17 protein-coding genes, 4 tRNA genes and 2 pseudogenes are annotated in these 23,163 nt (G+C 60.1%); 14 read left to right on the forward strand and 9 right to left on the reverse strand.

Features of this window, described 5'->3' with window-relative positions; all coding sequences use genetic code 11:
• Positions 1–27 precede the first annotated feature (27 nt).
• A complete protein-coding gene (locus CER19_RS18965; protein WP_003190063.1) occupies positions 28–1,092 on the forward strand; it encodes an AI-2E family transporter in 1,065 nt (354 codons plus the stop codon).
• A gap of 155 nt (positions 1,093–1,247) precedes the next feature.
• Here CER19_RS18965 and CER19_RS18970 read toward each other — a convergent pair whose 3' ends face one another.
• Both CER19_RS18970 and CER19_RS18975 read right to left on the reverse strand, forming a co-directional pair.
• On the reverse strand, positions 1,248–2,279 hold the full coding sequence (locus CER19_RS18970; protein WP_116667555.1) for a HAMP domain-containing sensor histidine kinase: 1,032 nt from the start codon (positions 2,277–2,279) through the stop codon (positions 1,248–1,250).
• Entirely contained in the window at positions 2,279–3,043 is a 765-nt protein-coding gene (locus CER19_RS18975; protein WP_034127268.1) for a response regulator, read from the reverse strand. Before CER19_RS18975 ends, CER19_RS18970 begins: the two co-directional genes overlap by 1 nt.
• A 259-nt stretch (positions 3,044–3,302) precedes the next feature.
• Here CER19_RS18975 and pyrF point away from each other — a divergent pair, with 259 nt between their 5' ends.
• A complete protein-coding gene (gene pyrF / locus CER19_RS18980) occupies positions 3,303–4,001 on the forward strand; it encodes an orotidine-5'-phosphate decarboxylase (RefSeq protein WP_116667556.1) in 699 nt (232 codons plus the stop codon).
• Between the two features lie 294 nt (positions 4,002–4,295).
• Here the strand turns inward: pyrF and CER19_RS18985 are convergent, their stop codons facing one another.
• Positions 4,296–5,303, reverse strand: a complete 1,008-nt coding sequence (locus CER19_RS18985; protein WP_032892611.1) for an NADP-dependent oxidoreductase — start codon at positions 5,301–5,303, stop codon at positions 4,296–4,298.
• 228 nt (positions 5,304–5,531) lie between these two features.
• Here CER19_RS18985 and CER19_RS18990 point away from each other — a divergent pair, with 228 nt between their 5' ends.
• The 4 genes and pseudogenes from CER19_RS18990 to CER19_RS29465 all read left to right on the forward strand — a co-directional run bounded on the left by CER19_RS18990 (position 5,532) and on the right by CER19_RS29465 (position 9,942).
• Positions 5,532–6,293, forward strand: a complete 762-nt coding sequence (locus tag CER19_RS18990) for an SDR family oxidoreductase (protein WP_116667557.1) — start codon at positions 5,532–5,534, stop codon at positions 6,291–6,293.
• A 200-nt stretch (positions 6,294–6,493) separates the two neighbouring features.
• A complete protein-coding gene (locus tag CER19_RS18995) occupies positions 6,494–7,906 on the forward strand; it encodes a PLP-dependent aminotransferase family protein (RefSeq protein ID WP_116667558.1) in 1,413 nt (470 codons plus the stop codon).
• Between the two features lie 995 nt (positions 7,907–8,901).
• A pseudogene (locus CER19_RS29460) lies at positions 8,902–9,129 on the forward strand (HAMP domain-containing protein); the annotation flags it as partial.
• A 15-nt stretch (positions 9,130–9,144) separates the two neighbouring features.
• Positions 9,145–9,942 (forward strand): methyl-accepting chemotaxis protein, encoded by a 798-nt coding sequence (locus tag CER19_RS29465; RefSeq protein WP_371921554.1) that lies wholly within the window; start codon positions 9,145–9,147, stop codon positions 9,940–9,942.
• Between the two features lie 81 nt (positions 9,943–10,023).
• Here the strand turns inward: CER19_RS29465 and CER19_RS19005 are convergent, their stop codons facing one another.
• A complete protein-coding gene (locus tag CER19_RS19005) occupies positions 10,024–10,836 on the reverse strand; it encodes an alpha/beta fold hydrolase (RefSeq protein WP_116667560.1) in 813 nt (270 codons plus the stop codon).
• Between the two features lie 370 nt (positions 10,837–11,206).
• Positions 11,207–11,977 carry a hypothetical protein gene (locus CER19_RS19010; RefSeq protein WP_073521738.1) on the reverse strand — a complete coding sequence of 257 codons (771 nt, stop codon included), beginning with the start codon at positions 11,975–11,977 and terminating at the stop codon, positions 11,207–11,209.
• Positions 11,978–12,336: 359 nt separating this feature from the next.
• Between CER19_RS19010 and CER19_RS19015 the strand changes: the two genes are divergently transcribed.
• From CER19_RS19015 to CER19_RS19030, 4 genes are all read left to right on the forward strand, one after another.
• Positions 12,337–12,412, forward strand: a tRNA-Glu gene (locus CER19_RS19015).
• A 3-nt stretch (positions 12,413–12,415) separates the two neighbouring features.
• Positions 12,416–12,491: transfer RNA gene (locus CER19_RS19020), tRNA-Gly, on the forward strand.
• 105 nt (positions 12,492–12,596) lie between these two features.
• Positions 12,597–12,672 (forward strand) — tRNA-Glu (locus tag CER19_RS19025).
• A 3-nt stretch (positions 12,673–12,675) separates the two neighbouring features.
• Positions 12,676–12,751: transfer RNA gene (locus tag CER19_RS19030), tRNA-Gly, on the forward strand.
• 79 nt (positions 12,752–12,830) lie between these two features.
• On the opposite strand, the gene CER19_RS19035 is transcribed toward CER19_RS19030, so the two are convergent.
• On the reverse strand, positions 12,831–13,622 hold the full coding sequence (locus CER19_RS19035) for a LuxR C-terminal-related transcriptional regulator (RefSeq protein ID WP_116667561.1): 792 nt from the start codon (positions 13,620–13,622) through the stop codon (positions 12,831–12,833).
• A gap of 137 nt (positions 13,623–13,759) precedes the next feature.
• On the opposite strand from CER19_RS19035, the gene CER19_RS19040 reads away from it, so the two are divergent.
• The 3 genes and pseudogenes from CER19_RS19040 (at position 13,760) to gltS (ending at position 16,217) form a co-directional block, all read left to right on the forward strand.
• Positions 13,760–14,863 carry a polyamine ABC transporter substrate-binding protein gene (locus tag CER19_RS19040; protein WP_116667562.1) on the forward strand — a complete coding sequence of 368 codons (1,104 nt, stop codon included), beginning with the start codon at positions 13,760–13,762 and terminating at the stop codon, positions 14,861–14,863.
• Positions 14,864–14,891: 28 nt separating this feature from the next.
• Positions 14,892–15,179, forward strand: a complete 288-nt coding sequence (locus CER19_RS19045; protein WP_014717765.1) for a hypothetical protein — start codon at positions 14,892–14,894, stop codon at positions 15,177–15,179.
• Between the two features lie 164 nt (positions 15,180–15,343).
• Positions 15,344–16,217: pseudogene (gene gltS, locus CER19_RS19050) on the forward strand (sodium/glutamate symporter).
• A 6-nt stretch (positions 16,218–16,223) separates the two neighbouring features.
• Here the strand turns inward: gltS and CER19_RS19055 are convergent.
• The 3 genes from CER19_RS19055 to CER19_RS19065 form a co-directional block, all read right to left on the reverse strand.
• Positions 16,224–17,228 (reverse strand): NAD(P)/FAD-dependent oxidoreductase, encoded by a 1,005-nt coding sequence (locus CER19_RS19055; RefSeq protein ID WP_116667563.1) that lies wholly within the window; start codon positions 17,226–17,228, stop codon positions 16,224–16,226.
• Positions 17,215–19,395, reverse strand: a complete 2,181-nt coding sequence (locus tag CER19_RS19060; protein ID WP_116667564.1) for a hypothetical protein — start codon at positions 19,393–19,395, stop codon at positions 17,215–17,217. The genes CER19_RS19055 and CER19_RS19060 overlap by 14 nt, the downstream gene beginning before the upstream one ends.
• 113 nt (positions 19,396–19,508) lie before the next feature.
• Positions 19,509–20,999 carry a PLP-dependent aminotransferase family protein gene (locus CER19_RS19065; protein WP_116667565.1) on the reverse strand — a complete coding sequence of 497 codons (1,491 nt, stop codon included), beginning with the start codon at positions 20,997–20,999 and terminating at the stop codon, positions 19,509–19,511.
• A 77-nt stretch (positions 21,000–21,076) separates the two neighbouring features.
• Between CER19_RS19065 and CER19_RS19070 the strand changes: the two genes are divergently transcribed.
• The gene (locus tag CER19_RS19070) at positions 21,077–22,738 is read left to right on the forward strand and encodes a M24 family metallopeptidase (RefSeq protein ID WP_116667566.1); all 1,662 of its coding nucleotides are present in this window, start codon (positions 21,077–21,079) and stop codon (positions 22,736–22,738) included.
• Positions 22,739–23,163: the final 425 nt, after the last annotated feature.

The raw sequence follows: 23,163 nt of genomic DNA on the forward strand, positions 1-23,163 counted from the left end.
CCTACAGCCTTCTTCTCGAGATACCCGATGCTCAATAACGATCGCCTGCTGGTGCAAATCCTGCTGCTGGTGCTGTTTGGTGCCAGCTTCTGGGTCATGGCGCCGTTCTGGTCGGCGCTGTTCTGGGGCGCGGTGCTGGCATTTGCCAGCTGGCCGCTGATGCGTTTGCTCACCCGTTGGCTCGGCGGCCGGGAATCCCTGGCCGCTGGCATCCTGACGTTGGGCTGGATGTTGCTGGTGGCGGTGCCATTGGTATGGCTGGGGTTCAACCTGGCGGACCATGTGCGTGATGCGGTGGCGCTGATCAAGGACATCCAGGTCGACGGCTTGCCCGAGGCGCCGACCTGGTTGGGGTCGATCCCCTTCGTAGGCGAGCGCCTGGTGGCGACATGGGACAGCATTGATCAACAAGGCGCGGCGCTGATGGTGAGCATCAAGCCGTACCTGGGCCAGGTCGGCAATTGGTTGTTGGCGCGCAGTGCGCAAATCGGCGGCGGCATTCTTGAGCTGACCCTGAGCCTGGTCTTCGTGTTCTTTTTCTACCGTGACGGGCCGCGCCTGGCGATGTTTGTGCACCGCCTGTTGGAGCGCCTGATCGGCGAACGCGCCGGCTATTACATCGAACTGGTGGCTGGCACGGTGCAGCGAGTGGTCAATGGTGTGATCGGCACCGCAGCGGCCCAGGCGCTGCTGGCGCTGATCGGCTTTCTGATCGCCGGCGTACCGGGCGCGCTGGTGCTGGGTATCGTGACTTTCCTGCTCAGCCTTATTCCCATGGGGCCGCCGCTGGTGTGGATCCCGGCCACGGCGTGGCTGGCGTGGAAGGGCGATTACACCTACGCGGTATTCCTGGGCGTGTGGGGCACGTTCGTGATCAGCGGCGTGGATAACGTGCTCAAGCCCTACCTGATCAGCCGTGGCGGCAACCTGCCGTTGGTGATCGTGTTGTTGGGCGTGTTTGGTGGGTTGATAGCGTTCGGCTTTATCGGCCTGTTTATTGGTCCGACGTTGCTGGCGGTGGCCTACAGCCTGTTGACAGACTGGAGCGCGAGCCAAGCGCAGGTGCGCCGTGAGGACAAACCGTGTAACTGATCGGTGTACTTAACGGTGGTGCGCCGCGGTACTTGTGGGAGCTGGCTTGCCGCGATAGCGGTGGGCCAGCCAACACTTCATCGACTGACACTGCGCAATCGCAGGCAAGCCAGCTCCCACATTTGGATCGCGGCGCGTCAGGTAAATGGGAGTTCTTAAACCCTCGGCAACCACATCACCGCCGTCAAACCACCGCCCGGTGTGTCCTCCAGGCTCAGGTGGCCGCCGAGTCGCTCGACGGCCTCCCTGGCAATGGTCATCCCCAAACCGACCCCTCCAGAATTGCGGTTGCGCGACCCTTCCAGGCGAAAGAACGGCTCGAACACCGCTTCGCGCTTATCGGCGGCGATTCCCGGGCCGTGGTCGATCACCCGGATCACCAACGCGCCGCGGCTGTCGGCCAGTTCCACCCGGGCGGTGCCGGCATAGCGCAGGGCGTTATCGATCAAATTATTCAGGCATGAACGCAGGGCCATCGGCTGTACCTGCAACGGCGCACAGGTTCCGGAAAACTGCACGTCGCGGCCTTGGTCCTGGGCGTTTTCACTCAGGGACTCCACCAATGCCTGTACGTCGAGCCAATGCCGTGTCTCGCTGGTGCGCTGTTCGTGCAGGTAGCTCAAGGTGGCATCGAGCATACCGATCATGTCGTCCAGGTCCTGGCGCATCTGGCCTTGCAGCTTGGGGTCTTCGATTTTTTCCAGGCGCAGCTTGAGGCGCGAGAGCGGGGTACGCAGGTCGTGGGAGACTGCGCCGAGCATGCGTGCGCGCTGGCTGACTTGTTCGCGGATGCGCTTTTGCATCAGGTTGAAGGTTGAGGCCGCCTGGCGTGCTTCGCGAGGGCCAGATTCCACCAAGGGCGGGCTGTCGAGGTCGACGCTCAGGCGCTCGGCCGCTGCGCTCAGGCGCTGGATTGGCCGGCTCAGCAGTTTGGCGCCGTACCAGGCAGCGATGATCAGCGAGATAAATTGAAATGTCAGGGGCACCACCGGGCCGCCGAACCAGGGGCGAGGCGCTTTGCGCAAGGGCGTGAGGCTGCCGTCCGGTTGTTCGACGAAGGCCGCGCGGGGCGGTGGCGGCGGGCCGTAGTGGTGGAACCAGAAGAACGCCAGCACATGGGCCAGCACAATCGCCACCAGCAATAGGCCGAACAGTCGCCCGAACAGCGTATTGAAGGGGGCGCGCATTAACCGATATCCCGGGCGTCGAACAGGTAGCCTTCGCCGCGTACGGTCTTGATCAATTGCGGAGCCTTGGGGTCATCCCCCAGCTTCTGGCGCAGGCGCGACACCAGCAAGTCGATGCTGCGATCAAAGGCCTCGATGGAACGCCCACGGGCCGCGTCCAGCAGCTGTTCGCGGCTCAGCACACGGCGCGGGCGTTCGATGAACACCCACAACAAACGAAACTCGGCGTTGGACAACGGCACCACCAGGCCGTCATCGGCCACTAACTGGCGCAGCACGCTGTTCAGGCGCCAATTGTCGAAACGGATATTGGCCCGCTGTTCGGTGCGGTCATCACGCACCCGGCGCAGGATGGTCTGGATACGCGCGACCAACTCCCGCGGCTCGAACGGCTTGGACATATAGTCATCGGCGCCCAGTTCCAGGCCGATGATGCGGTCGGTAGGTTCGCAGCGGGCGGTGAGCATCAAAATCGGAATATCCGACTCGGCGCGCAGCCAGCGGCACAATGTCAGCCCGTCTTCGCCCGGCAGCATCAGGTCGAGCACCACCACATCGAAAGTCTCGGCTTGCATGGCTTGGCGCATGGCGGTGCCATCGGTGACGCCCGAGGCGAGAATATTGAAGCGTGCCAGGTAGTCGATCAGCAGTTCGCGGATCGGCACGTCGTCGTCGACAATCAGAGCGCGAGTATTCCAGCGCTTATCTTCGGCGATCACCGCGTCTTTTGGCGCTTCGTTTACAGGGTCGCAAGGGGTATGCATAGCGAGGTCATCTGCCTGAGTGTGGCTGTCAGCATAGGCGCCCAGTTCCAGGGCTGGAAGTGCTGGGCGGGCGGTCATGTGCGCGAGGCTAGCCGGGCGGCGTATTGGGGGCGTGTCGTGAATGTATCGGGGTTGAAACAATTGCCCTGAATCGCCGGTATTGGGCGCTTGATCAGTATTTACCGATCATCGGATCCCGCAACGGCGCTGCTTGCGCTACAATCCGCGCCGATTTCGACTTGCCTGAGAGCCCATTCCAATGTCCGTCTGCCAGACTCCTATCATCGTCGCCCTGGATTACCCCACCCGTGACGCCGCACTGAAGCTGGCTGACCAGTTGGACCCCAAGCTTTGCCGGGTCAAGGTCGGCAAGGAACTGTTCACCAGTTGCGCAGCGGAAATCGTCGGCACCCTGCGGGACAAAGGCTTTGAAGTGTTCCTGGACCTGAAATTCCATGACATCCCCAACACCACGGCGATGGCCGTCAAAGCCGCGGCCGAGATGGGCGTGTGGATGGTCAATGTGCACTGCTCCGGTGGCCTGCGCATGATGAGTGCCTGCCGCGAAGTGCTGGAACAGCGCAGCGGCCCTAAACCGTTGTTGATCGGTGTGACCGTGCTCACCAGCATGGAGCGCGAAGACCTGGCGGGCATTGGCCTGGATATCGAGCCGCAGGTGCAAGTGTTGCGCCTGGCAGCCCTGGCAGAGAAAGCTGGCCTCGACGGCCTGGTGTGTTCGGCCCTGGAAGCCCAGGCCCTGAAGAACACTCACCCGTCGTTGCAACTGGTGACACCGGGGATTCGCCCCTCCGGCAGCGCCCAGGATGACCAGCGCCGCATCCTGACCCCGCGCCAGGCCCTGGATGCGGGCTCGGATTACCTGGTGATTGGCCGTCCGATCAGCCAGGCGGCGGATCCTGCCAAGGCGTTGGCAGCCGTGGTTGCCGAGATCGCCTGATTTTTAGAGTGGGCAAAATGTAGGTTGCCCGCAGAATCAGCGCCGGGCATAGATCCCTGTGGGAGCGGGCTTGCCCGCGATGGCGGTGTGTCAGTTACTGAATCTGCAACTGAACCAGCGCTTTCGCAGGCAAGCCAGCTCCCACACTGATTGTGGGTTGCCCACAGAGTCAGCGCCGGGCACAGATCCCTGTGGGAGCCGGGCTTGCCCGCGATGGCGGTGTGTCATGTACTGAGTCTGCAACTGAACCAGCGCTTTCGCAGGCAAGCCAGCTCCCACACTGGTTGTGTTGTGTCAGCTGACTTTGAGCACCAACTTCCCGAAGTTCTCGCCATTGAACAGCTTCATCAGTGTTTCCGGGAATGTCTCCAGCCCTTCGACAATATCTTCCTTGCTCTTGAGCTTGCCCTGGGCCATCCAACCGGCCATTTCCTGACCCGCCGCCGCGAAGTTCGCCGCGTGGTCCATCACCACAAAGCCTTCCATGCGCGCGCGATTGACCAGCAATGACAGGTAGTTCGCCGGGCCTTTGACCGCTTCCTTGTTGTTGTACTGGCTGATTGCACCGCAAATCACCACGCGGGCTTTGAGCGCCAGACGACTGAGCACCGCGTCGAGAATATCGCCGCCGACGTTATCGAAATACACGTCCACGCCTTTGGGGCACTCGCGCTTGAGGGCGGCGGGAACGTCTTCGCTTTTGTAGTCGATGGCGGCATCGAAGCCCAGCTCATCTACCAGGAACTTGCACTTCTCGGCGCCACCGGCGATCCCTACCACGCGACAGCCTTTGAGCTTGGCGATCTGCCCGGCGATGCTGCCCACGGCACCGGCGGCACCAGAGATCACCACGGTGTCACCGGCTTTCGGTGCGCCGGTTTCCAGCAGGGCGAAATACGCCGTCATGCCGGTCATGCCCAGGGCCGACAGGTAGCGGGGCAGGGGCGCCAGCTTGGGGTCCACCTTATAGAAACCACGGGGCTCGCCGAGGAAGTAGTCCTGCACGCCCAGCGCACCGTTCACGTAGTCCCCCACCGCAAAGTTCGGATGCTTCGAGGCAAGTACCTTGCCTACGCCCAAGGCGCGCATCACTTCGCCGATGCCTACCGGTGGGATGTAGGACTTGCCTTCATTCATCCAGCCACGCATGGCCGGGTCGAGGGAAAGGTATTCGTTGCGCACCAGCACCTGGCCGTCCTGGGGTTCGCCCACCGGCACTTCCTGGTAAGTGAAGGTCTCGCGCGTGGCGGCACCGACCGGGCGTTTGGCGAGCAGAAATTGGCGGTTGGTCTGGGCGGTCATGGCAAGGACTCTTTAGAAATGGAACATGAGTGATAGACCCTCAGTAGCAGAAGGGCAAGGGTGTGCGGCGCAGGCGAATGCCCGGTAATAGGCCTCATTGATAATCAGCCGGGCAGCTTTATCACTGCGACTCATGCAGCGCCAACCGGCCTTCTGATAGTGCTGACGCGCAGCTCCCGGCGTTGGCTAGACTCGCTCCACCGCAATTAACCTCACAGGACAGTTCCCATGAGCATGACGTTTTCCGGCCATGTGGCCTTGGTGACCGGCGCCGCCGCTGGTATTGGCCGCGCCACCGCGTTGGCATTCGCCGCCGAAGGCTTGAAGGTGGTGGTCGCTGACCTTGATGTGGCGGGAGGTGAGGGCACTGTGGCATTGATCCACCAGGCCGGTGGCGAAGGGATATTTGTGCGCTGCAACGTCACGCTCGACACGGACGTGCAGCAATTGATGGCACAGACCGTTGCCACCTATGGTCGCCTGGACTACGCCTTCAACAACGCCGGCATTGAGATCGAAAAGGGCAAGCTGGCCGACGGCAGTCTCGATGAATTCGATGCCATCATGGGGGTTAACGTCAAAGGCGTGTGGCTGTGCATGAAGTATCAGTTGCCTTTGCTATTGGCCCAGGGCGGCGGGGCCATCGTCAACACCGCATCGGTGGCGGGGTTGGGGGCGGCGCCGAAGATGAGCATTTATGCGGCGTCCAAGCATGCGGTGATCGGCCTGACCAAATCAGCGGCTATCGAGTACGCGAAGAAGAAAATCCGCGTGAATGCCGTCTGCCCGGCCGTGATTGATACCGACATGTTTCGCCGCGCCTATGAGGCCGACCCACGCAAGGCTGAGTTTGCCGCAGCCATGCACCCGGTTGGACGTATTGGCAAGGTTGAGGAAATCGCCAGCGCCGTGTTGTACCTGTGCAGTGATGGCGCAGCGTTTACCACCGGTCAGGCCCTGGCGGTGGACGGTGGCGCGACGGCGATCTAGGACGGCAGGTCGCGGGGCATTCGAAAACAGAGCCAGGTGCTGTGGGGCGTTTCCATGGCGGGCAGTGGGCTGTGCTCGAATATGTTTCACTAGGTAAATAACTCAATAAAATCAATACTTTAATAAAAGTTGGCGACCGGTTTTACCGGGCTTCTGTGCTTAACTGTTTTGGGTTAACAGACAGTTGAAGTGAGTGGCTCATGGATTTAGGGATCGATCGACAAGCCCTGGTACCGGTTGTTCAGCAGATCGTCAGCGCGGTGGCAGAATGGATTCGCAAGGAGGGGGTGAGCCCTGGCACACGCTTGCCGTCCATTCGCCAATTGGCCCTCGATAACCTGCTGAGTCAGGCCAGCGTGATCGAGGCATTCGAACGGTTGGTGGCCCAGGGGTTGCTGGCCCCCCGGCATGGCTCGGGGTTTGTGGTGGCGCCTCCCACAACGGTCCACGAAAACCATTGGTATGAAGGGGCCGAACAGGGCTGGGGGGCATTCACCGATGGCCCGCTGGGCGAGCTGAAGCTGGGCTGCGGCTGGCTGCCCGACACCTGGCGCGAAAGCGATGACATCAACTACGCGATCCGTGAACTGAGCCGTACCGACACCGGCGGCCTGTTCAACTACAGCACACCCTTGGGGTTGCCTGCGTTGCGCGAACAACTGCTCAAGCGCCTGACCCAGATACACGTGCCCACCAGCCTGGACCGTATCCTCACCACCCACGGCGCCAGCCATGCCCAGGACCTGCTGATACGCACGCTGCTCAAGCCCGGTGATGAGGTGGTGGTCGAGACACCCGGCTATGGCAATCTCTATCGCCAACTGGCCTTTCAGGGGGTTACGCTGCTGCAAGTACCGCGCACCCGTGGCGGCCCGGATATTCCGGCATTGGAAGCGCTGCTGCACACCCACCGGCCCAAATGCCTGTTCATCAACAGCCTGTATCACAACCCCACGGGGACCAGTTTGAGCCGTCCGGTGGCAGAGCGCTTGTTGGAGTTGGCACGCGAGCGCGACTTCCTGATTATCGAAGAGGACGTTTACGGCGACCTGCAACATGCCAGTTGCACACGCTTGTCAGCGCTGGCCCATGATGACCGGGTGATCTATGTGTCGAGCTTTTCCAAGACATTGAGCAGTGCCCTGCGCGTGGGTTACCTGTGTGCCAATGCCACGATCATCACGCAATTGGCCCAGCTCAAGACCCTGACAGGCATCGGCACCTCACGTTTTGCCGAAGCCATGGTGGCGACGTTGTTGAGTAACGGCACTTACCGTAAGTGGGTGCAGCGCCTGCGCAAGCGCTTGAATGCGCAGATGGCCGCGACGTTGCAGGTGCTGGAGGATGAAGAGTGGCAGGTATTTGCCGCACCCGCGGGCGGTATGTTCCTGTGGGCACGACCAGGCTTGGCCGACCCCTTGCGATTGCAAGCCTGCGCCCAACGGCTGGGTGTGTTGCTGTCGCCGGGTGCGTTGTTCAGCCCCACGGGTGAGCGCAGCGAATGGCTGCGCATCAATGTGGCCTACGCCGCTGATCAACGCGCATTGACGCTGTTCCGCGCCATGGGCGCGGCAAGATCGACCTCGACCATTCTGAAAACGACGAACATGTAGCTTTTTGCCATTATTCCGACGCCAGCGGGTTGTGCTCAGTGCCTCGGGGTTGCGAATCTCGCTGCTTGTAAACCTGGCTTATGGCATTTGCCATTGCAAGAGGATCAAGTGCAATGATTTTGGGCGTTCAACGACGTTTCGCCAACCTCGGTATGGCAAAAAAACTCGGCTTGGGGTTTGCCCTGGTCCTGCTGCTGACGGCCCTGGTAGCGGCCATCGGTGTGTGGTCCCTGCAGACCATCGGCCAGCGCTTCGAAGGCCTCACGTCGATGTCGACGCTCAACAGCGACCTGCTCAAGGTGCGCTTGATCGAGCAGGATTATGCATTGCACGCCGACCCCAAGGCCGTTGACACCCTGCATGCCAGTGTCGATGCGCTGTTGGCCCAGGCCACGCGTCTCAAGGCCCGCTCCGCCAGCAACGAGCGAGTGATGGGCGACGTTGAGCAAGCCTTGGTCGCCTATCGTCAGGCATTCGATGAGTTCGTCGAATTGACCCAGGCCAAGGACCTGGCGCTGGAAATGGCCAGTTGGTCGGTCTCCAGCGTGGCCAATAACCTGGATGTGCTGCAAGCCGGGCTGGCGGACGACGGCGCCTATGGCCTCAAGGAAAGCCAAGGCAAGGAGGGCGCGGAGTTTATCGAGCAGGCAGGGCAGGTCAGCCAGGTGTCGCGGCTGATGTTGCAGGCCATGAACGAAGCGCGGGTGCGCCTGGATCAGAGCCGCAGGGCGGACGCAGACGACGCCGGGCAGGGCAAGATCGAGCAAGCCGACCAGGCCCTGGCTGAAGTCGAGAAACTCAAAACCACGGTCAAGGACCCCGGCTACCAGACCGTGCTCAATGAAGTCGCCGGGCATATCGCTTCGTTCAGTGAAAAGCTCGGCGAATACACCGGGCTGCTGGCCCAGGAAAAAGTGGTCTACACGCAATTGCATGACCGCGCCGAGCAAGTGGTCAGCCGGGTCAACCAGGCGTATGCCGCCGAAGACCAGTCCATGCAAACACAGTTGCAACACAGCACGCTGCTGATCATCGGCTCATCCGCCCTGGCGCTGCTGGTGGGCTTGATCGCTGCATGGGTGATCACTCGCTTGATTGTTGCGCCGTTGCGCGCGGTGATCGCCGTGGCCCAGCAGATCGCCTCGGGTGACTTGAGTGGGCGCATGGAGGTCAGCCGTCGTGATGAAATCGGCCAGTTGATGCAGGCGATGCAGCAGATGGGCAACAGCTTGAGCCAGATGGTCAGCGGGTTGCAGGCGGGGAGCGAACAGCTCGCCAGCTCCGCGCATTCATTGTCCAGCGTCACCGAGCAAACCACTGCCGAAGTCAGCAACCAGAAGGACGAAACCGAGCAAGTGGCCACGGCGATGAACCAGATGACCGCCACGGTGCACGATGTGGCACGCAACGCCGAGCAGGCGGCCCAAGCCGCGCAGACCGCGGATGCCAAAGTCGATAGCGGCCAGCAGGTGGTACGCATGAGCCTGCAGCGTATCGAATTGCTGGCCACGTCCAGCAACAGTGCTAGCGCCAGCATCGAAAGCCTCAGCGCGCAAATCCAGAATATCGGTACCGTCTTGAGTGTGATCCAGAGCGTGGCCGAACAGACCAATCTGCTGGCCTTGAACGCTGCGATTGAGGCAGCGCGTGCCGGTGAGCAGGGGCGTGGATTTGCGGTGGTGGCCGATGAGGTGCGAGCACTGGCCAAGCGCACCCAGCAATCGACCGAGGAAATCGAACGACTGGTCAGCACGCTGCGCAGTGCGGCGCAGTCCTCGGTACAACAGATCCAGCAGAGCGGTGAGTTGGTCAAACTGGCGGTCAGTGATGCGCTGGAAACCGAAGGGGCCTTGGGCAGCATTGCGGCGGCTGTTTCATTGATCCAGCAGATGAACCAACAGATCGCCGCCGCCGCCGAGGAGCAAAGTTCGGTGGCCGAAGAGATCAACCGCAGCGTCACCAGTATTCGGGCGAGTGCCGATCATTCTGCTTTGAGCATGCAAGGCAATGCCGCCTCGAGCATCCAGTTGGCGTAGTTGGGCGCGCAACTCAAGGGGATGGTGGGGCACTTCCGCCTTTGATCGCAGCGTAGGCGCTGCGATCTGAGGGCAGGGCGATCAGGCGTGGTTGGCGAGGAAGGTCAGCAGCGCCTCGTTGACGAAATCCGGGTTCTCGCGGCTGGAGATATGCCCGGCTTCAGGGATCAGGATCAGGCTGCAACCGATCAGGCCGGCCATTTCCTCCGACTCTGCCGGTGGCCGGGGTTTGTCCTGCTCGCCGCACATCACCAGGGTGGTGTCGGAGTCCAAGGCAGGTAATTGCTTCAGGATGTCCTCGCGGCTGAAGATCAGGCGGCCCAGCGGCACGATACTGTCCAGTAAGCGTTCTCTGGGGAAGTCTTGCAGTGACTGGCGAAAATCCCGGTACAGCGCGGATTCGCGGTCGATGCCCGGGCGGAAGAAGATTGGTGCGATCACATCCAGCAACGGTTCGGGGATCGCCCCGGCGTCTTCAATCATCTTGAACAGCGAGAAGTAGTACTGGCGCGTTGCTTCGGGTTCGGCCCCGAGGTAAGTGTCCATCAGCACCACGCTGTTGATGCGCTCGGGAGCCTGCAATGCCAGGCGTGCGCCCCACATGCCGCCGACTGAGAGGCCCACGAGATTGGCTTGCTCGATGCTCAGGTGATCCAGCAGCGCCAGGGCCTGGCGGGCGAGGTCATCCAGGGAATGGGTGGGTGCCGGCAACGGGCCGGACTCACCGTGGCCCCACAACTCGGGGACGATCACGCGGTATTGCTGCGACAGCGCTTCAATCTGCGGCGCCCACATGTCGCTGGCCCACAGGTAACTCGAACCCAGTAGCACGACGGGGCCGCAGCCTTGGTCGATATAGTGTAGCGGTTGTCCATCAATCACGGCGACAGGCATAACAGGCCTCTAATTTCACGGAGTGAGGGGCACTTTTTTACGCTAGTCGGGGGCGGGGGGATAGGTGCACATTGATGGCATGTGATGATTTGGGCGCTGTGGCAAGCAAGCTTACTCCCGCGACGGCCCGCCAGCCGCCGCTTATCTTCCGAACACCCCCTCACTTCAAATGTGGGAGCTGGCTTGCCTGCGATGACGGCCTGCCAGCCGATGCTTGCCTACCTGGCACCCCACAATCGAACTGTGGGAGCGGGCTTGCTCGCGAAAGCGGTGGGTCAGTAACATCAATGTTGCTGGGCCGACGTCTTCGCAGGCTAGCCAGCTCCCACCTTTGATCTTCGTTACTTTGAGCATTGCGTTCGCGTTGCCATCAATCGTAGATAGCTTTCTTCTTCCACTCGGCATCGGCGTCGACGACTTTCAAGCCCTCGGTCAGCTCGTTGACTTCGTCCTCAGCAGGCTTGCTGTTGGTCAGCACTGTGGAGTTGGCGCGCGCCAGTTGGGACTCCAGCAGTTGCAACTGGGCGCTGTAGAGCACCGGTTCCGGTTGTTTGCGCAGGTACTGCACGCCGCGCTCGAACGCCAGGCGTGCCTGGCCGGGTTGGCCTTGCAGCAGGGCGTGCTGGCCGAGGTTGTTGAAAAACTCGATGTGCAGCAGCACCAGGATATGACGGATTTCCTTGATCCAGTGCTTGGCCTCGTTGGTCGGCAGGAAGCCGTCCTGGGCGGCGCGGGTGACTTGGCCGTGCAGGGCTTCGAGCAAGAAGCGCACGTCCTTGGCCTTGGCTTCGGTCTGGATCGGTGCCGGAGGGTTGGCCACCGGAATCGATTCACCTTGGGCGATCAGCGCATTCAGTTCGGTGATGCGCGCCTTGAGCGGTGTGCTGGACTTGTTCAGGTTCAACAGGCGCTGGTTGACGTTCAGTTCAAGGCGAGCCAGCAACAGCTTGAGCGCTGGGGTCATCAGTTGGCCGGGGAAGGTCTCGGTGATTTCACCGCAGCGACGCAGCCGATCGTTAAGCTCGATCTCGGTACGCTTCTTTTCCAGCTTGTTGTTTTCCACCACGTGGTTCATGTAGCCAATGGCGATCAGTATTACGATCCCGGCTATTACCAGCAGGGTGATCATGAGTGGTGTCACCGGTGTGACCTCTTTAATAGGGTTTGCTGTGGAGTGTAGTGACTGGGTCATCCGGCGGATAGGACCGATCGACCAGTTGCCCAGGTGATTTCTTCTATATAGGTAGGCGTTCCCTGAATGGATGCACATTGCCATCATTTGCCTGGGTGAACTATAGCGCCTTGTCGAACGCCAGAATATAGGCGCCAAGGCTCGGACGGTGCCAATGCCCGCGAAGGCCGTGAAACCATGTCGAAGTCATTGATTTAAATAAATTTATCCTTGGGGGTTGACGACCTTTCAATCCATCCATAGAATGCGCGCCACTTACAGCGTAAAGCACACAGCGAAACGCGGTAGGGAGTGAATGTTGTACGTGTGTCCCCTTCGTCTAGTGGCCTAGGACACCGCCCTTTCACGGCGGTAACAGGGGTTCGAGTCCCCTAGGGGACGCCATATGCGGGAATAGCTCAGTTGGTAGAGCACGACCTTGCCAAGGTCGGGGTCGCGAGTTCGAGTCTCGTTTCCCGCTCCAATTTACAAGCAATGTGGCCTTAGGGCGGCATTGAGTGAAACCAGGACCAAGTCTTCGGACGAGGCCTCTGGGCACTGGAACACACACCATGTGTTTCAGTAGCGTGTCCCCTTCGTCTAGTGGCCTAGGACACCGCCCTTTCACGGCGGTAACAGGGGTTCGAGTCCCCTAGGGGACGCCATTTGCGGGAATAGCTCAGTTGGTAGAGCACGACCTTGCCAAGGTCGGGGTCGCGAGTTCGAGTCTCGTTTCCCGCTCCATATTTAACGAAAACGCCGATCAGTGATGATCGGCGTTTTTGTTTGTGCGTAATTTACCTCGCCAGCGCACCGCCCCCGTTCAAAGCGTCGATGGGATCTCTTGCCGTGGCATGAAAAAACGCGCAAACAGTTCTGACTGAGATTTGATATTCAGCTTGCTGTAGATATTGCGGCGGTGAACCTTGATGGTTTCTGTCGACAGCGACAGCTTGCCGGCGATCTCTTTGTTGGAGAACCCACTGAGCAGTAACTTGAGCACGTCCTTTTCACGTGCCGTTACTTGTGTTTCCAACTGAGTAAGTGCCTCGGCCCATGGAGCCGGCTCGGCGAGGTTTTTTGCCGGGTCAGTTTCAAAGCACATGCGTTGATGCATCATTGCCGTTACCCACGGCTTGATCATGTCCAATACCGTTATCTGCGCCTGGGTGAATCGCAGGTTGCTGCCAAACGACATGCACAGCGTTGCGCCAGCATCGAGCCGTACATTGTATTGCGCCTCATCGACCGAGATGTATTGCGCAAAATATTGTTGGTAGTACTCGGTTTCCCGGAAGTGTTCCGGTGCAATATCAAGCAGATGGAAGAACCCACTCTGCGGGTTTTCTCGGTCAGCAATATAGAACGGGTCCAGCAGATACAGGCCTTTCACATAGCGGTGAATAAAGGCGTCGATTTCTTCGCTGTCTGCCACCTCGGGCAGGCTGATCACGCGCACCGCGTGGTCGCCAAAAACCAGCACCACCCAATTGTCTATTTGCACATATTCATTCAATACGCGAATCAACGAACTCCAGAACTCAGGGCGATTGAGCTGCATGATCAGTTTTCCGACCGATCGGTGCCAAGCCAGGCTATGAAGGTCAAGCGACATGTTCTACCCCTTTAGGGTTAGGGCTTTGCAGGCCAGAGCTAAGTACTTGTAGGTATTTACTATTCGTCGAGGCTCGGTATATTCACCCCGAGCTTACGATAGCCATGAAGGCGCGTCGTGTGGACAGGGATAGTCATATGAGTCGAGCACACTTACGAGCTATTTTTTTAGCTTCGTTTATGGGCGCTGCAATCAGCACGCCCGCAGCCGCCGCTGAAAATTCGGTGTATCTGTATAACTGGTTCGGGTTTCTTGAACCGCAGACGCCCAAGCAATTTCAGCAGGAGACCGGCATCAAGCTGCATATGGACGCCTTCGACAGCGCCGAAATCATGCAGAGCAAGGTTATGGCTGGGCGTACCGGCTATGACTTGGTGGTGGCCACCTCCAATGTCTTGCCCGGCTTGATCAAAGCCGGGGTGCTGCAGCCGCTGGATCGCGCGCAGTTGAGTAACCTATCGCACATCGACCCTGACATCCTTTCCCTACTGGCGGTCAATGACCCCGGTAACCGCTACGCCGTGCCCTATGTCTGGGGCACCACCGGCATTGGCTACGATGTGGATAAAGTCAAGGCGGCGCTGGGCGATGACGCCCCGGTGGACAGCTGGGACCTGATCTTCAAAGAAGAAAACATCAGCAAGCTCAAGTCTTGTGGCGTGGCCATGCTCGACTCCCCCAGCGAGATCATTTCCATTGCCCTGCACTACCTGGGGCTGCCCAGCAACAGCACTGATCCCGAGGATTACCAGAAGGCCCAGGCGCTGCTGTTGAAAATCCGTCCCTATGTGCTCTATTTCGACTCGTCCAGAATCGACACCGACCTGGCGGACGGCAATATCTGTGCAGTCGTCGGCTGGGCCAATGGTGCCCTGGCGGCGCAGGCGATTAATGAAAAGTCCAACAGCGGCCGCAAGATTGCCTACAGCCTGCCGCGCGAAGGGGCGTTGGTCTGGTCTGAAAACTGGGTGTTGCTCAAGGATGCTCGTCACCCAAAGGCCGCTCTGGCGTTCATCAACTACATGCTGCGGCCACAGGTGATAGCCAAGACGTCCAACTACATGCTCTATCCCAACGCCAACAAAGACGCCACCGAGTTCGTCGAGCAAAAGTTGCGGGATAACCCTTGGATCTATCCCGATAAAAAGACCATGGCCACCCTGGTTCCGCTTGAGCCTTTGCCGCTGAAGGCGGAGCGCATTCGCACACGGGTCTGGACCAAGGTCAAAAGCGGTACGTGACGGGGACGGGGTCGGGGAGGGAGACAGCATGCGCCAGGGTGGTGATCAGCGCTATTTAGAGTCGGACGACTACAAGGCCTACAAAGAGATTGAAGAGCAGATCGGTCTGTGTACGCCAGAGCAAGCCTGGGCCATGTATTACGTTTCGACGGGCATGGTGCGTGAAAACATTACCTTGGCCGTGATGGAGCACATTGGCCGGGGCAATCGTGCCTTGTTGCTTGAGTTTCCAGACCTGGTGCGAGTCGCAGGGCGTGACGCTGAGCCGGGTGAAATCGCCTCCAACTGGCCTCTGCTGCGAAGGCGTCGTCGATAAGTCTACTGTGCGTATCTCTGGATGGGCGAGGTGCAGGCGGTTGTAAGTTATTATTGTGAAGCTTGTAGGTAAAGTCTGTGTTTTTTGTAGGGCGGATGCCTTTTCGCCCTGTGCTCTCTACTCTGGCCACCCATTCTCCTTGTCCACTTCAGAGAACTGACCGGATGCTTCAGCTCGATTTCTATTCAACCCTCGTTGCCGCTTCACTGGTGCTATTGCTGGGGCGCGGGCTTGTGGCCCGTATCGGCTTTCTGCGTACTTACAATATTCCGGAACCGGTATGGCGTGGCGTCTGCGTCTGAATTGGCGATTGCCTCGGCGACCTTTGGCCTGGTGCTTGGTGGCCTGATCGGCGGGCCCGTAGCGCGCTTTCTGATCAAGCGGGTCGAGGTGCCAGGTATTGGGCAACCGCAATCGAGCCTGGCCAAGGGGTTCGAGCAACCGAACGAAGAGCGCCTGATCACCGCGTTTTCGTTTATCGAGACCCTGGCACTGGTGGCGATCAGCTTGCAGGGCGGCAACTTGTTGAATGCCGCCATCCAGGGCACCGCTTTCGAATTGCCGACGTTCGTGTGCGTATTGTTCGTCGGTGTGGTGCTGCGCAATGGGCTGTCGATGCTCGGCTGGCATCAGGTGTTCGAGCGCGAAGTCTCGGTGCTGGGCAATGTCAGTTTGTCGCTGTTCCTGGCGATGGCGCTGATGTCACTCAAGCTCTGGGACCTGGCGGCACTGGCCTTGCCGATCGTCATTCTGCTGGCCGCTCAGGCATTGCTGATGGCGCTGTTCGCGATTTTCGTGACGTTCCGGGTGATGGGCCGCAACTACGATGCGGCGGTGCTGGCGGCAGGCCATTGCGGCTTCGGGCTCGGCGCCACGCCCACGGCGATTGCCAACATGCAGGCGGTAACGCAGCGCTTCGGGCCGTCGCAGATCGCGTTTCTAGTTGTGCCGATGGTGGGCGCGTTCTTCATCGATATCGCCAATGCGGTGGTGATCAAGTTGTACCTGGCGCTGCCTTTCCTGGGTGCGGCAGGTTGAGGGGGCTTACAGCCACGCCGGTGGATAGGGGTGGGCTCGATAGAAGCTGCGTAGGGCGAGCACATCTCGTTCTACGGCGGTTTGTACCCAAGCCTGATATGCCGCCTGTACGGTCTTTTCGCCCGTAGGCCAGGACAGGCAATCGACAATCGCCGACGCTGCTTGCATGCCGGATAGCAATGCCTTGATAACGCCGTGAGAAGCACAGGGATCCAGCGTTGCAGCGGCGTCACCGACTAGAAAGTAACCGCTCCCGGCTGTCGTGCGGCACAGTCGCCACGAGACATCTGCACCGCGAACCCGGCCAATCATCCTGAGTGGCTCCAACGCCTCGGGTGTCAGGCGGTGCGGCACGTCTTGAGCAAACGCCAGTTGGGTCCAGTGCAGGCATGTTTGGCTGATACGGGCAATCCAGTGCCAGCCGTCTGGGTGCGCAAACAGACCGAGTTTTTTATCTTGTAGGCTACTGTCCTCGCAGTAGCCGTACCGTGCGACCAAGCGGGGTGAGAAACGACGCCAGGGTATCTGTAATTGACGTTGCAGCCAGGCGTGATGTCCGGTGGCATCTACCACGAATTGTCCGGTCCATTGCGTTGCGTTCGCCTGGACGCCTTGAACACGACTTTGCTCCAGTAACACCTGGCTCGGATGCCCGGGTTGGACGATATGCACGCCCAGAGTGCGTGCCTGTTCAAGTAATTGCTGGTCGAGTAACACTCGCGGAATCTGGAAACCCTTCCATTGCTCATCGCGACTTGTGCTGAATGCCTGGAAGCGAGACGGGCCATCCCAGTGCACCCAGTGGCCCGGGTGGCGGCGGTGATCCTGGAGGGTTATCCCCAGTTGGCGCAGCAGCGGCTCAACGCCAGGATGTAGTGTTTCTCCCGGCCTGTCTCTGGGGAAGCGGGCCTTCTCCAGCAGAACTACCCGCAACCCTTTCTGCGCGCAGTGAATCGCTGTAGCGCAGCCGGCCGGGCCGCCGCCAACAACAACAACGTCAAAGTGACTCATCGAGGTGTCGCCAAGGTGCCCCGTCCTGGCGGATAAGCAGCGTGTCCTGGCTCATATACAGTTCGATCTCTTGCTCTATTTCCACATGGCGAAGTTTGAAGTCGTGCGCAGGTGTGCTGATCGCGCCATGTTTATAAAGTCTGTAGTACGCCACCTCGCCTTCCAGTCGCACACCGGCCTCTTGCTGCGCGAGTTCGAAAGCTTCGTCCGGTAATTGCACCTGAAAAAACGACAGCAGAGGCCAGCGTTTTCGCTGTTCTTTGTCTGAGCCCGCACCGACTGCCTGATAAGCACGCCGCATACCCAGTACTCGCTGGTGGTACTGCTGAGTACTGGTCTGCCCGGTCACGGCCAGCGACAACCGGCCATCCAGCGCTGCCTGGGTATAGTCGCTGTACTCATAGGCTTGGTATTGCACCAGCGTGCGCTCTTGCAGTTCGATCAATGTGGGGCCGGTGCGCCCATCCCAGGCAGGATGGCCTCTCAGACCGATCTCGTTGTCTGTCAGCGGAATGACCGTAGCGGAAACGTTGCGCGGCTCGAACGTGCGGGTCGAATCAGGCGCCACCCCCGGCCAGTACGAACCCAGCGCAGCACAGATGCGTGCATCTTCAGTGAACGGGCTGGCTAACTGATAACCACACAGCATGTTGGTAAATGGAGCATCTACCAAGCCTCGGCCGACTTCCCAGCCAGGCCCAAAGACACCGCTGGCGAAATCTGGCAGCCAGGATTGTCGCTGGGCATAGCCCGCCAGGTGGGCTGTGCTTGGGGCCGTGGACGCCTGGGGGTGCGAGATGATCGCCGTGACCCCGCGGTCTTCAGGGGAAAAATAACTGCCCTTAAGCGATTGATTGATAAAAAAACGCACATCGGACAGTGGGTTGACCCGTGCGTGCCATACCTGCGGACAGGGTGGTGTCGGGCAAGGAAAAATCTGCGGGTCGCTGGACCATTGTTTAAGTTCCCGTTGCCCGCACAACGGGTAAAAATCCGGCGCTCCGATAATCGAGTAGGCGGCGATGCTCTGCAGTTCCAGTGCGGGACAGAGTGCGCGCACCCATCCATCGGCCATTGCGTCCTGATAGTGCAGGGCTCGGTAGCCACCGGCCTTGACGATGGCATCGACATCTTCGCGTTCATTGAGGTCTTCAACCGAGCCGTCATCACGCACATGATGACGCCCATGTACCAGGCCGCCGGTGCCAGGGGGCATCATGAAAGACAGCGGGCGGCCTTGGTAATGAGCCAGCTCTACCAACCGTTCCTTGGCGTTGGGCACCAGCAAGCCAGGCGCAAAGCTATCTATATCCGCCCAATGACATAACCCTTCTGTAATGACGAAGGGTGCATGGAGAATGTCTGGCTCTTGCCAACCGGTATCGCGAAAGCGTCTGTGGATTTGAGCGATCTTTTCATTGACCTGGTGATTATCCAACTGGACGCTCAGGTCCATTCCCGCCACACATTCATCGCCATCAAAAATTTTGTGCAGGGGCACCCAGAACTCGAGATCGCGGTCGATGGGTTGATCGTTCATCGGGCCGAATCGTACTGGCTGGCCGACATACTTTGCCGCTATGAACGCGCCGTAGCGCGCTGGGATAACGCGTATTTGATTGGGCTGGCCCTCGACAAAGGGCAAAAAGCCCCTGCGTTGCGGGTCATAAAGCTCTGGTGCCGTACCGACCCGAGCGACCCCGGTGCGGGAAAAGCACAGGTCTGCCTGGCGCCCATGCACGGTCTCAGGTCGGGGGCGGTATTCATAGGCGAACACGGCAATCGCCAGCTCCGCATCATCGGCAGCCAGCCGCAAAGCCTTCAGGCTGGGAGGGTTGGCGCCGTAGACATAGTTAAGGATGTGTTCGATTTCAGCTGCGGTGGGGAAGGCTGTGAGCGCATTGCCGTTGATTCCGATGATCACATTTGGCGAGGCGAACGCATGAAACAGCAGGCTGGCGGCCGGGTGTCCGGGCTCGACGCCACGTATGCCCTCGTTCGAAAAGTCTTCAAAGCCCGGCTGTGTCCGATCGACGCGCAGAGGGTTGGCGAGTTCCTCGCGCAGGGTCGTCGAGGTTATGTCCAAGCCATGGTGTAGCAGCAGATCACGCCAGCCGGCGGGAGCCAGGCGTGTGCACGCGCGTTCGACAGCGTTGATCAAAGACATCCCGAATGCTCCGGCAGGTTCGGAGCCCAGGGTACTTAAAAGAGGGCGGTGCGGTAACTGACCGAACGGCTAGGTGAGCGGGGACGGAACCGTCGCACCGAGTGATCATGTATTCAACGCGCCGCCATCGTTTTTATCGCCTGGGCCAAGCGCTGCGTGGCTTGCTGAATTTCATCCCGGTCCAGGGAAGCAAAGCCCAGGCGCAGCGCGTTTACCGGCTGGTCGTTGGGTGAAAACTGACGACCACTGCGCACAACGACGCCGTGGTCCAGCGCGGTGCTTACCAACTTATCGACGTCTATTTCTTCCTCGAAACGTACCCATAGCGCCAAGCCCCCCTCGGGTTCGCGCACCTGTATGCGAGCGCCAAACGCCTGGTCCAGGCAGTCGCGCAATACCGTGCGGCGCGCCCGATATTCTTTCGACACGCGGCGCAAATGCTTCTTCAACTCCCCGTCGTTGATCAGGTCTGCCAGCATGGCTTGAGCGACCGCGTCGGCATCGCCCAGCATCAGCGCGGCATTGCGCTGCAGGGCTTCGATCACAGAGGTGGGCGCGACGATATAGCTGCAACGGAACGTCGAGCCCAGCACTTTGGACAACGAGCCGATGTAAAGCACATGGCGTTGGGCGCGGTCACTGGCCAGCGGCAGGTAAGGGCGGCCACTGAAATGATATTCGTGGTCGTAGTCCTCTTCGATAATGCAGAAGTCATGCAGCGCGGCCAACGTCAGCAAGTGCTGCCGGCGTGCAGCGTGCAAGCTCACGGTGGTGGGAAACTGGTGATGGGGTGTGAGGTAAATCATGCGCACCTTGTGCTCACGGCATAAGCGCTCGACCTGATCGGTGCGGCAACCTTCATCGTCGATGTCGACCGTGACCAACTGCGCGCCGAGCTTGCGGAAAATTTCCCACGCTGGCGGGTAGCTCAGGCGCTCCACCAGTACCACGTCGCCAGGCTTGAGCAGTAGGCTGGCACTCAGGTACAGGGACATCTGGGTGCCCTGGGTCAGGCAGATATTTTCGGCAGTGACCGTCAGCCCACGGTTGTTGCGCAGCATCTCGGCCAGGGCGCAGCGCAAATGATAGCCGGTGCCCTCACTGCCGTAGCGCACGGTATTGGAGGCGAAACTGTTGCGCAGTGCGTGGCGATAGTAACGGTGCAAAACGGCCTGGGGCAGCAGGCGGTGGTCGCTGGTGCCGTTGTCGAAAAACAGCGCGCCGTGTCGATGCTCAAGCGCGACCACTTGGGCGTTATGGGTGAAATAGGGTACCCGTGGTTGCTCCAGCAACGGCGGCGCGAAAGACGGTTGGGTAACGCCGGGCAGTTGCTTGGGTGTCAGCTGCGCATTGACGAAGGTGCCACGGCGCGGCTCGCTGACCAGCCAGCCCTTGGTCATGGCTTCTTCGTAAGCCAGGATCACCGTCTTGCGGTTGACGTCGAGCAACTGCGCCATTTCCCGCGTGCCTGGCAGCAATGTTCCAGGTGGCAGGCGGCCCTCGAGGATGGCATTGACCAAGCCTTCGGCAATCTTGCGGTAGGACGCCTGGCCGGTGCCTTCTTCAAGCCGCAGCAAGGGGCGCCATTTACGCATCTGGACCATCTGAAGTATCCAAATCTGGAGGTTTTAATGGGCCTAGTCTAGCGCAACAATCAGGTCTCACTCATCCCGAGGTCTTTATGAATACACGTCATGTCATCGAACTCTCTCCCTCGGGGAAAACCTTTGAAGCGGGCGACGAACTCTTGCTCGACGCCATGCTCGCCAGTGGCCTGGCCGTGCCGTTCTCTTGTCGCCGTGGCGCCTGCGGTTCGTGCAAGGTAGTGGTCGCTGAAGGTGCGTACCGGGCCAAGCGCCTGGCGCCGGGCGCGCCGCAGCCTTCTTATCCTTTGGCAGCCAATGAGATGTTGTTATGCCAGAGCCACGCCTGTGGCGACATGCGCCTGCATATTCCCGGCTGGTCGCTGGATACGCCCGCGCTGGTAGTGGCGGCGCAAGTGCATAGCAAGCGTGCGCTGGGGCCCGATGTGATCGAGTTGATATTGACGCCCGAAACCCCAGTGGCGGTGCGGGCTGGCCAATACCTCAAGTTCCGCCTGGCGGACGGTGACACGCGCTGCTTTTCGGTTGCCAACCTGCCCGCCGATGATGAAGGGCGGTTGGTCTTCCAGATTCGAAGGGTGAGTGGCGGGTACTTTTCCGAGGGTATCCTGAGTGGTCTTGGCGTGGGTGAGCGTCTGCATGTGGAAGGGCCGTTTGGTGCCTGTACCTGGCAGGACGATGAGGCGGCGCCCGTGGTCTTATTTGCCACGGGCACTGGTTACGCGGGCATCAAGCCGATCCTGCTGACCGCGTTAAAGCGCGATGTCGAAGTGACGTTGTATTGGGGCGGCGCGCAATCGGCGGACTTTTATGACAGCGCCTTCCTCGACCACGCGATGCTTGAGCATCCCCGTTTTCGCTGGCATCCCGTGCGGTCATCCGAGGGCAGGGTGCAGGAGGTTGCATCCGGTCACGGGCATCACTGGGAGCAGGTCCAGGTGTATGCGTGCGGTAACGGTGCAATGCTCAGCCAGGTGCGCACCCATTGCCTTGAAGCGGGGTTGCCGAGCCACCGGTTTATCGCGGAGGCGTTTGTTGCCAGTGGTCGGTCAAGTGCTGGAACAGCCTCCCTGTCGTTTGACCCGGTCTGGGAGAAAGTCGGCCCGCGTTATTCCTTGGACGGCATGCTGGCTGCGCGGGAAAAATCCATACGTGCCCTGGCGGCGATTGCCAGCCAGTTGAAGGTCGGCATGACCACCGGCGAAGCCCTTGAGATGGCTGCCCGGCAACTGCAGGCCATGGGCGCTTCGCACACCTGGCATCCGACCTACATTCGTTTTGGCGCCGACACTGTGCGCCCGCCGCGCGAGGGTATTGATCGTCAGCGCAGGCTGCGCGCTAATGACATTGCCGTGGTCGATCTTGGCCCGGTGTGGGATGGCTATGAAGGGGACTATGGCGATACGTTTGTGTTTGGCGATGGGCAGTTGCACCGGGCCTGTAGAACTGCCCTGCATGAAGTCTTCGATGAAACACGCCAAGCGTGGCTGCGTGGCCTGACCGGGCGTGAACTTTACGACTTCGCCGAGCAGAGCGCTGCGTCAAAGGGTTGGAGGCTGGCGCGCAACCTGGCGGGGCATCGCCTTGCGGATTTTCCCCATGCATTGTTCGAGAGCAAAGAGTTGGCTGACCTGGAGATCTCGCCGAGTGAAATGGCCTGGGTATTGGAAATCCAGCTGTGCCATCCCACTGAGCCGGTGGGTGGGTTCTTTGAAGACATGCTGATGTTGCAAGGCTGAAGATCCTGCCATTGCTGCCGAGAATTGCGCTTGGCGCGATAGCCCAGTGAACCGAGATCAACCCAGCACCACCAATCCCCTGTGGGAGCTGTCGAGGTTCAGCGAGGCTGCGATAGCGGTGGTTCAGGCGCTGAAAATGTTGCCTGTGCCGCCGCCATCGCAGCCTCGCCTGGGCTCGACAGCTCCCACATTTGGGCGGTGTTGCTGCCGAGAATTGCGCTTGGCGCGATAGCCCAGTGAACCGAGATCAACCCAGCACCACCAATCCCCTGTGGGAGCTGTCGAGCTTCAGCGAGGCTGCGATAGCGGTGGTTCAGGCGCTGAAGATGTTGCCTGTGCCGCCGCCATCGCAGCCTCGCCTGGGCTCGACAGCTCCCACATTTGGGCGGTGTTGTTGTCGGGAGTTGTGTTTGGCGCGATAGCCC

The sequence above is a fragment of the Pseudomonas sp. GL93 genome, assembly GCF_003408955.1.
Classification (GTDB): Bacteria; Pseudomonadota; Gammaproteobacteria; order Pseudomonadales; family Pseudomonadaceae; genus Aquipseudomonas; species Aquipseudomonas paracarnis.

Coding starts and splice junctions, on each gene's coding strand:
- CER19_RS18985 (WP_032892611.1), bottom strand. CDS start 5,303: ATGACCGCCCAGACCAACCGCCAATTTCTGCTCGCCAAACGCCCGGTC.
- CER19_RS18995 (WP_116667558.1), top strand. CDS start 6,494: ATGGATTTAGGGATCGATCGACAAGCCCTGGTACCGGTTGTTCAGCAG.
- CER19_RS19055 (WP_116667563.1), bottom strand. CDS start 17,228: ATGAGTCACTTTGACGTTGTTGTTGTTGGCGGCGGCCCGGCCGGCTGC.
- pyrF (WP_116667556.1), top strand. CDS start 3,303: ATGTCCGTCTGCCAGACTCCTATCATCGTCGCCCTGGATTACCCCACC.
- CER19_RS19040 (WP_116667562.1), top strand. CDS start 13,760: ATGAGTCGAGCACACTTACGAGCTATTTTTTTAGCTTCGTTTATGGGC.
- CER19_RS18970 (WP_116667555.1), bottom strand. CDS start 2,279: ATGCGCGCCCCCTTCAATACGCTGTTCGGGCGACTGTTCGGCCTATTG.
- CER19_RS18975 (WP_034127268.1), bottom strand. CDS start 3,043: ATGCATACCCCTTGCGACCCTGTAAACGAAGCGCCAAAAGACGCGGTG.
- CER19_RS19070 (WP_116667566.1), top strand. CDS start 21,077: ATGAATACACGTCATGTCATCGAACTCTCTCCCTCGGGGAAAACCTTT.
- CER19_RS18965 (WP_003190063.1), top strand. CDS start 28: ATGCTCAATAACGATCGCCTGCTGGTGCAAATCCTGCTGCTGGTGCTG.
- CER19_RS29465 (WP_371921554.1), top strand. CDS start 9,145: ATGGTCAGCGGGTTGCAGGCGGGGAGCGAACAGCTCGCCAGCTCCGCG.
- CER19_RS19005 (WP_116667560.1), bottom strand. CDS start 10,836: ATGCCTGTCGCCGTGATTGATGGACAACCGCTACACTATATCGACCAA.
- CER19_RS19060 (WP_116667564.1), bottom strand. CDS start 19,395: ATGTCTTTGATCAACGCTGTCGAACGCGCGTGCACACGCCTGGCTCCC.
- CER19_RS18990 (WP_116667557.1), top strand. CDS start 5,532: ATGAGCATGACGTTTTCCGGCCATGTGGCCTTGGTGACCGGCGCCGCC.
- CER19_RS19065 (WP_116667565.1), bottom strand. CDS start 20,999: ATGGTCCAGATGCGTAAATGGCGCCCCTTGCTGCGGCTTGAAGAAGGC.
- CER19_RS19035 (WP_116667561.1), bottom strand. CDS start 13,622: ATGTCGCTTGACCTTCATAGCCTGGCTTGGCACCGATCGGTCGGAAAA.
- CER19_RS19045 (WP_014717765.1), top strand. CDS start 14,892: ATGCGCCAGGGTGGTGATCAGCGCTATTTAGAGTCGGACGACTACAAG.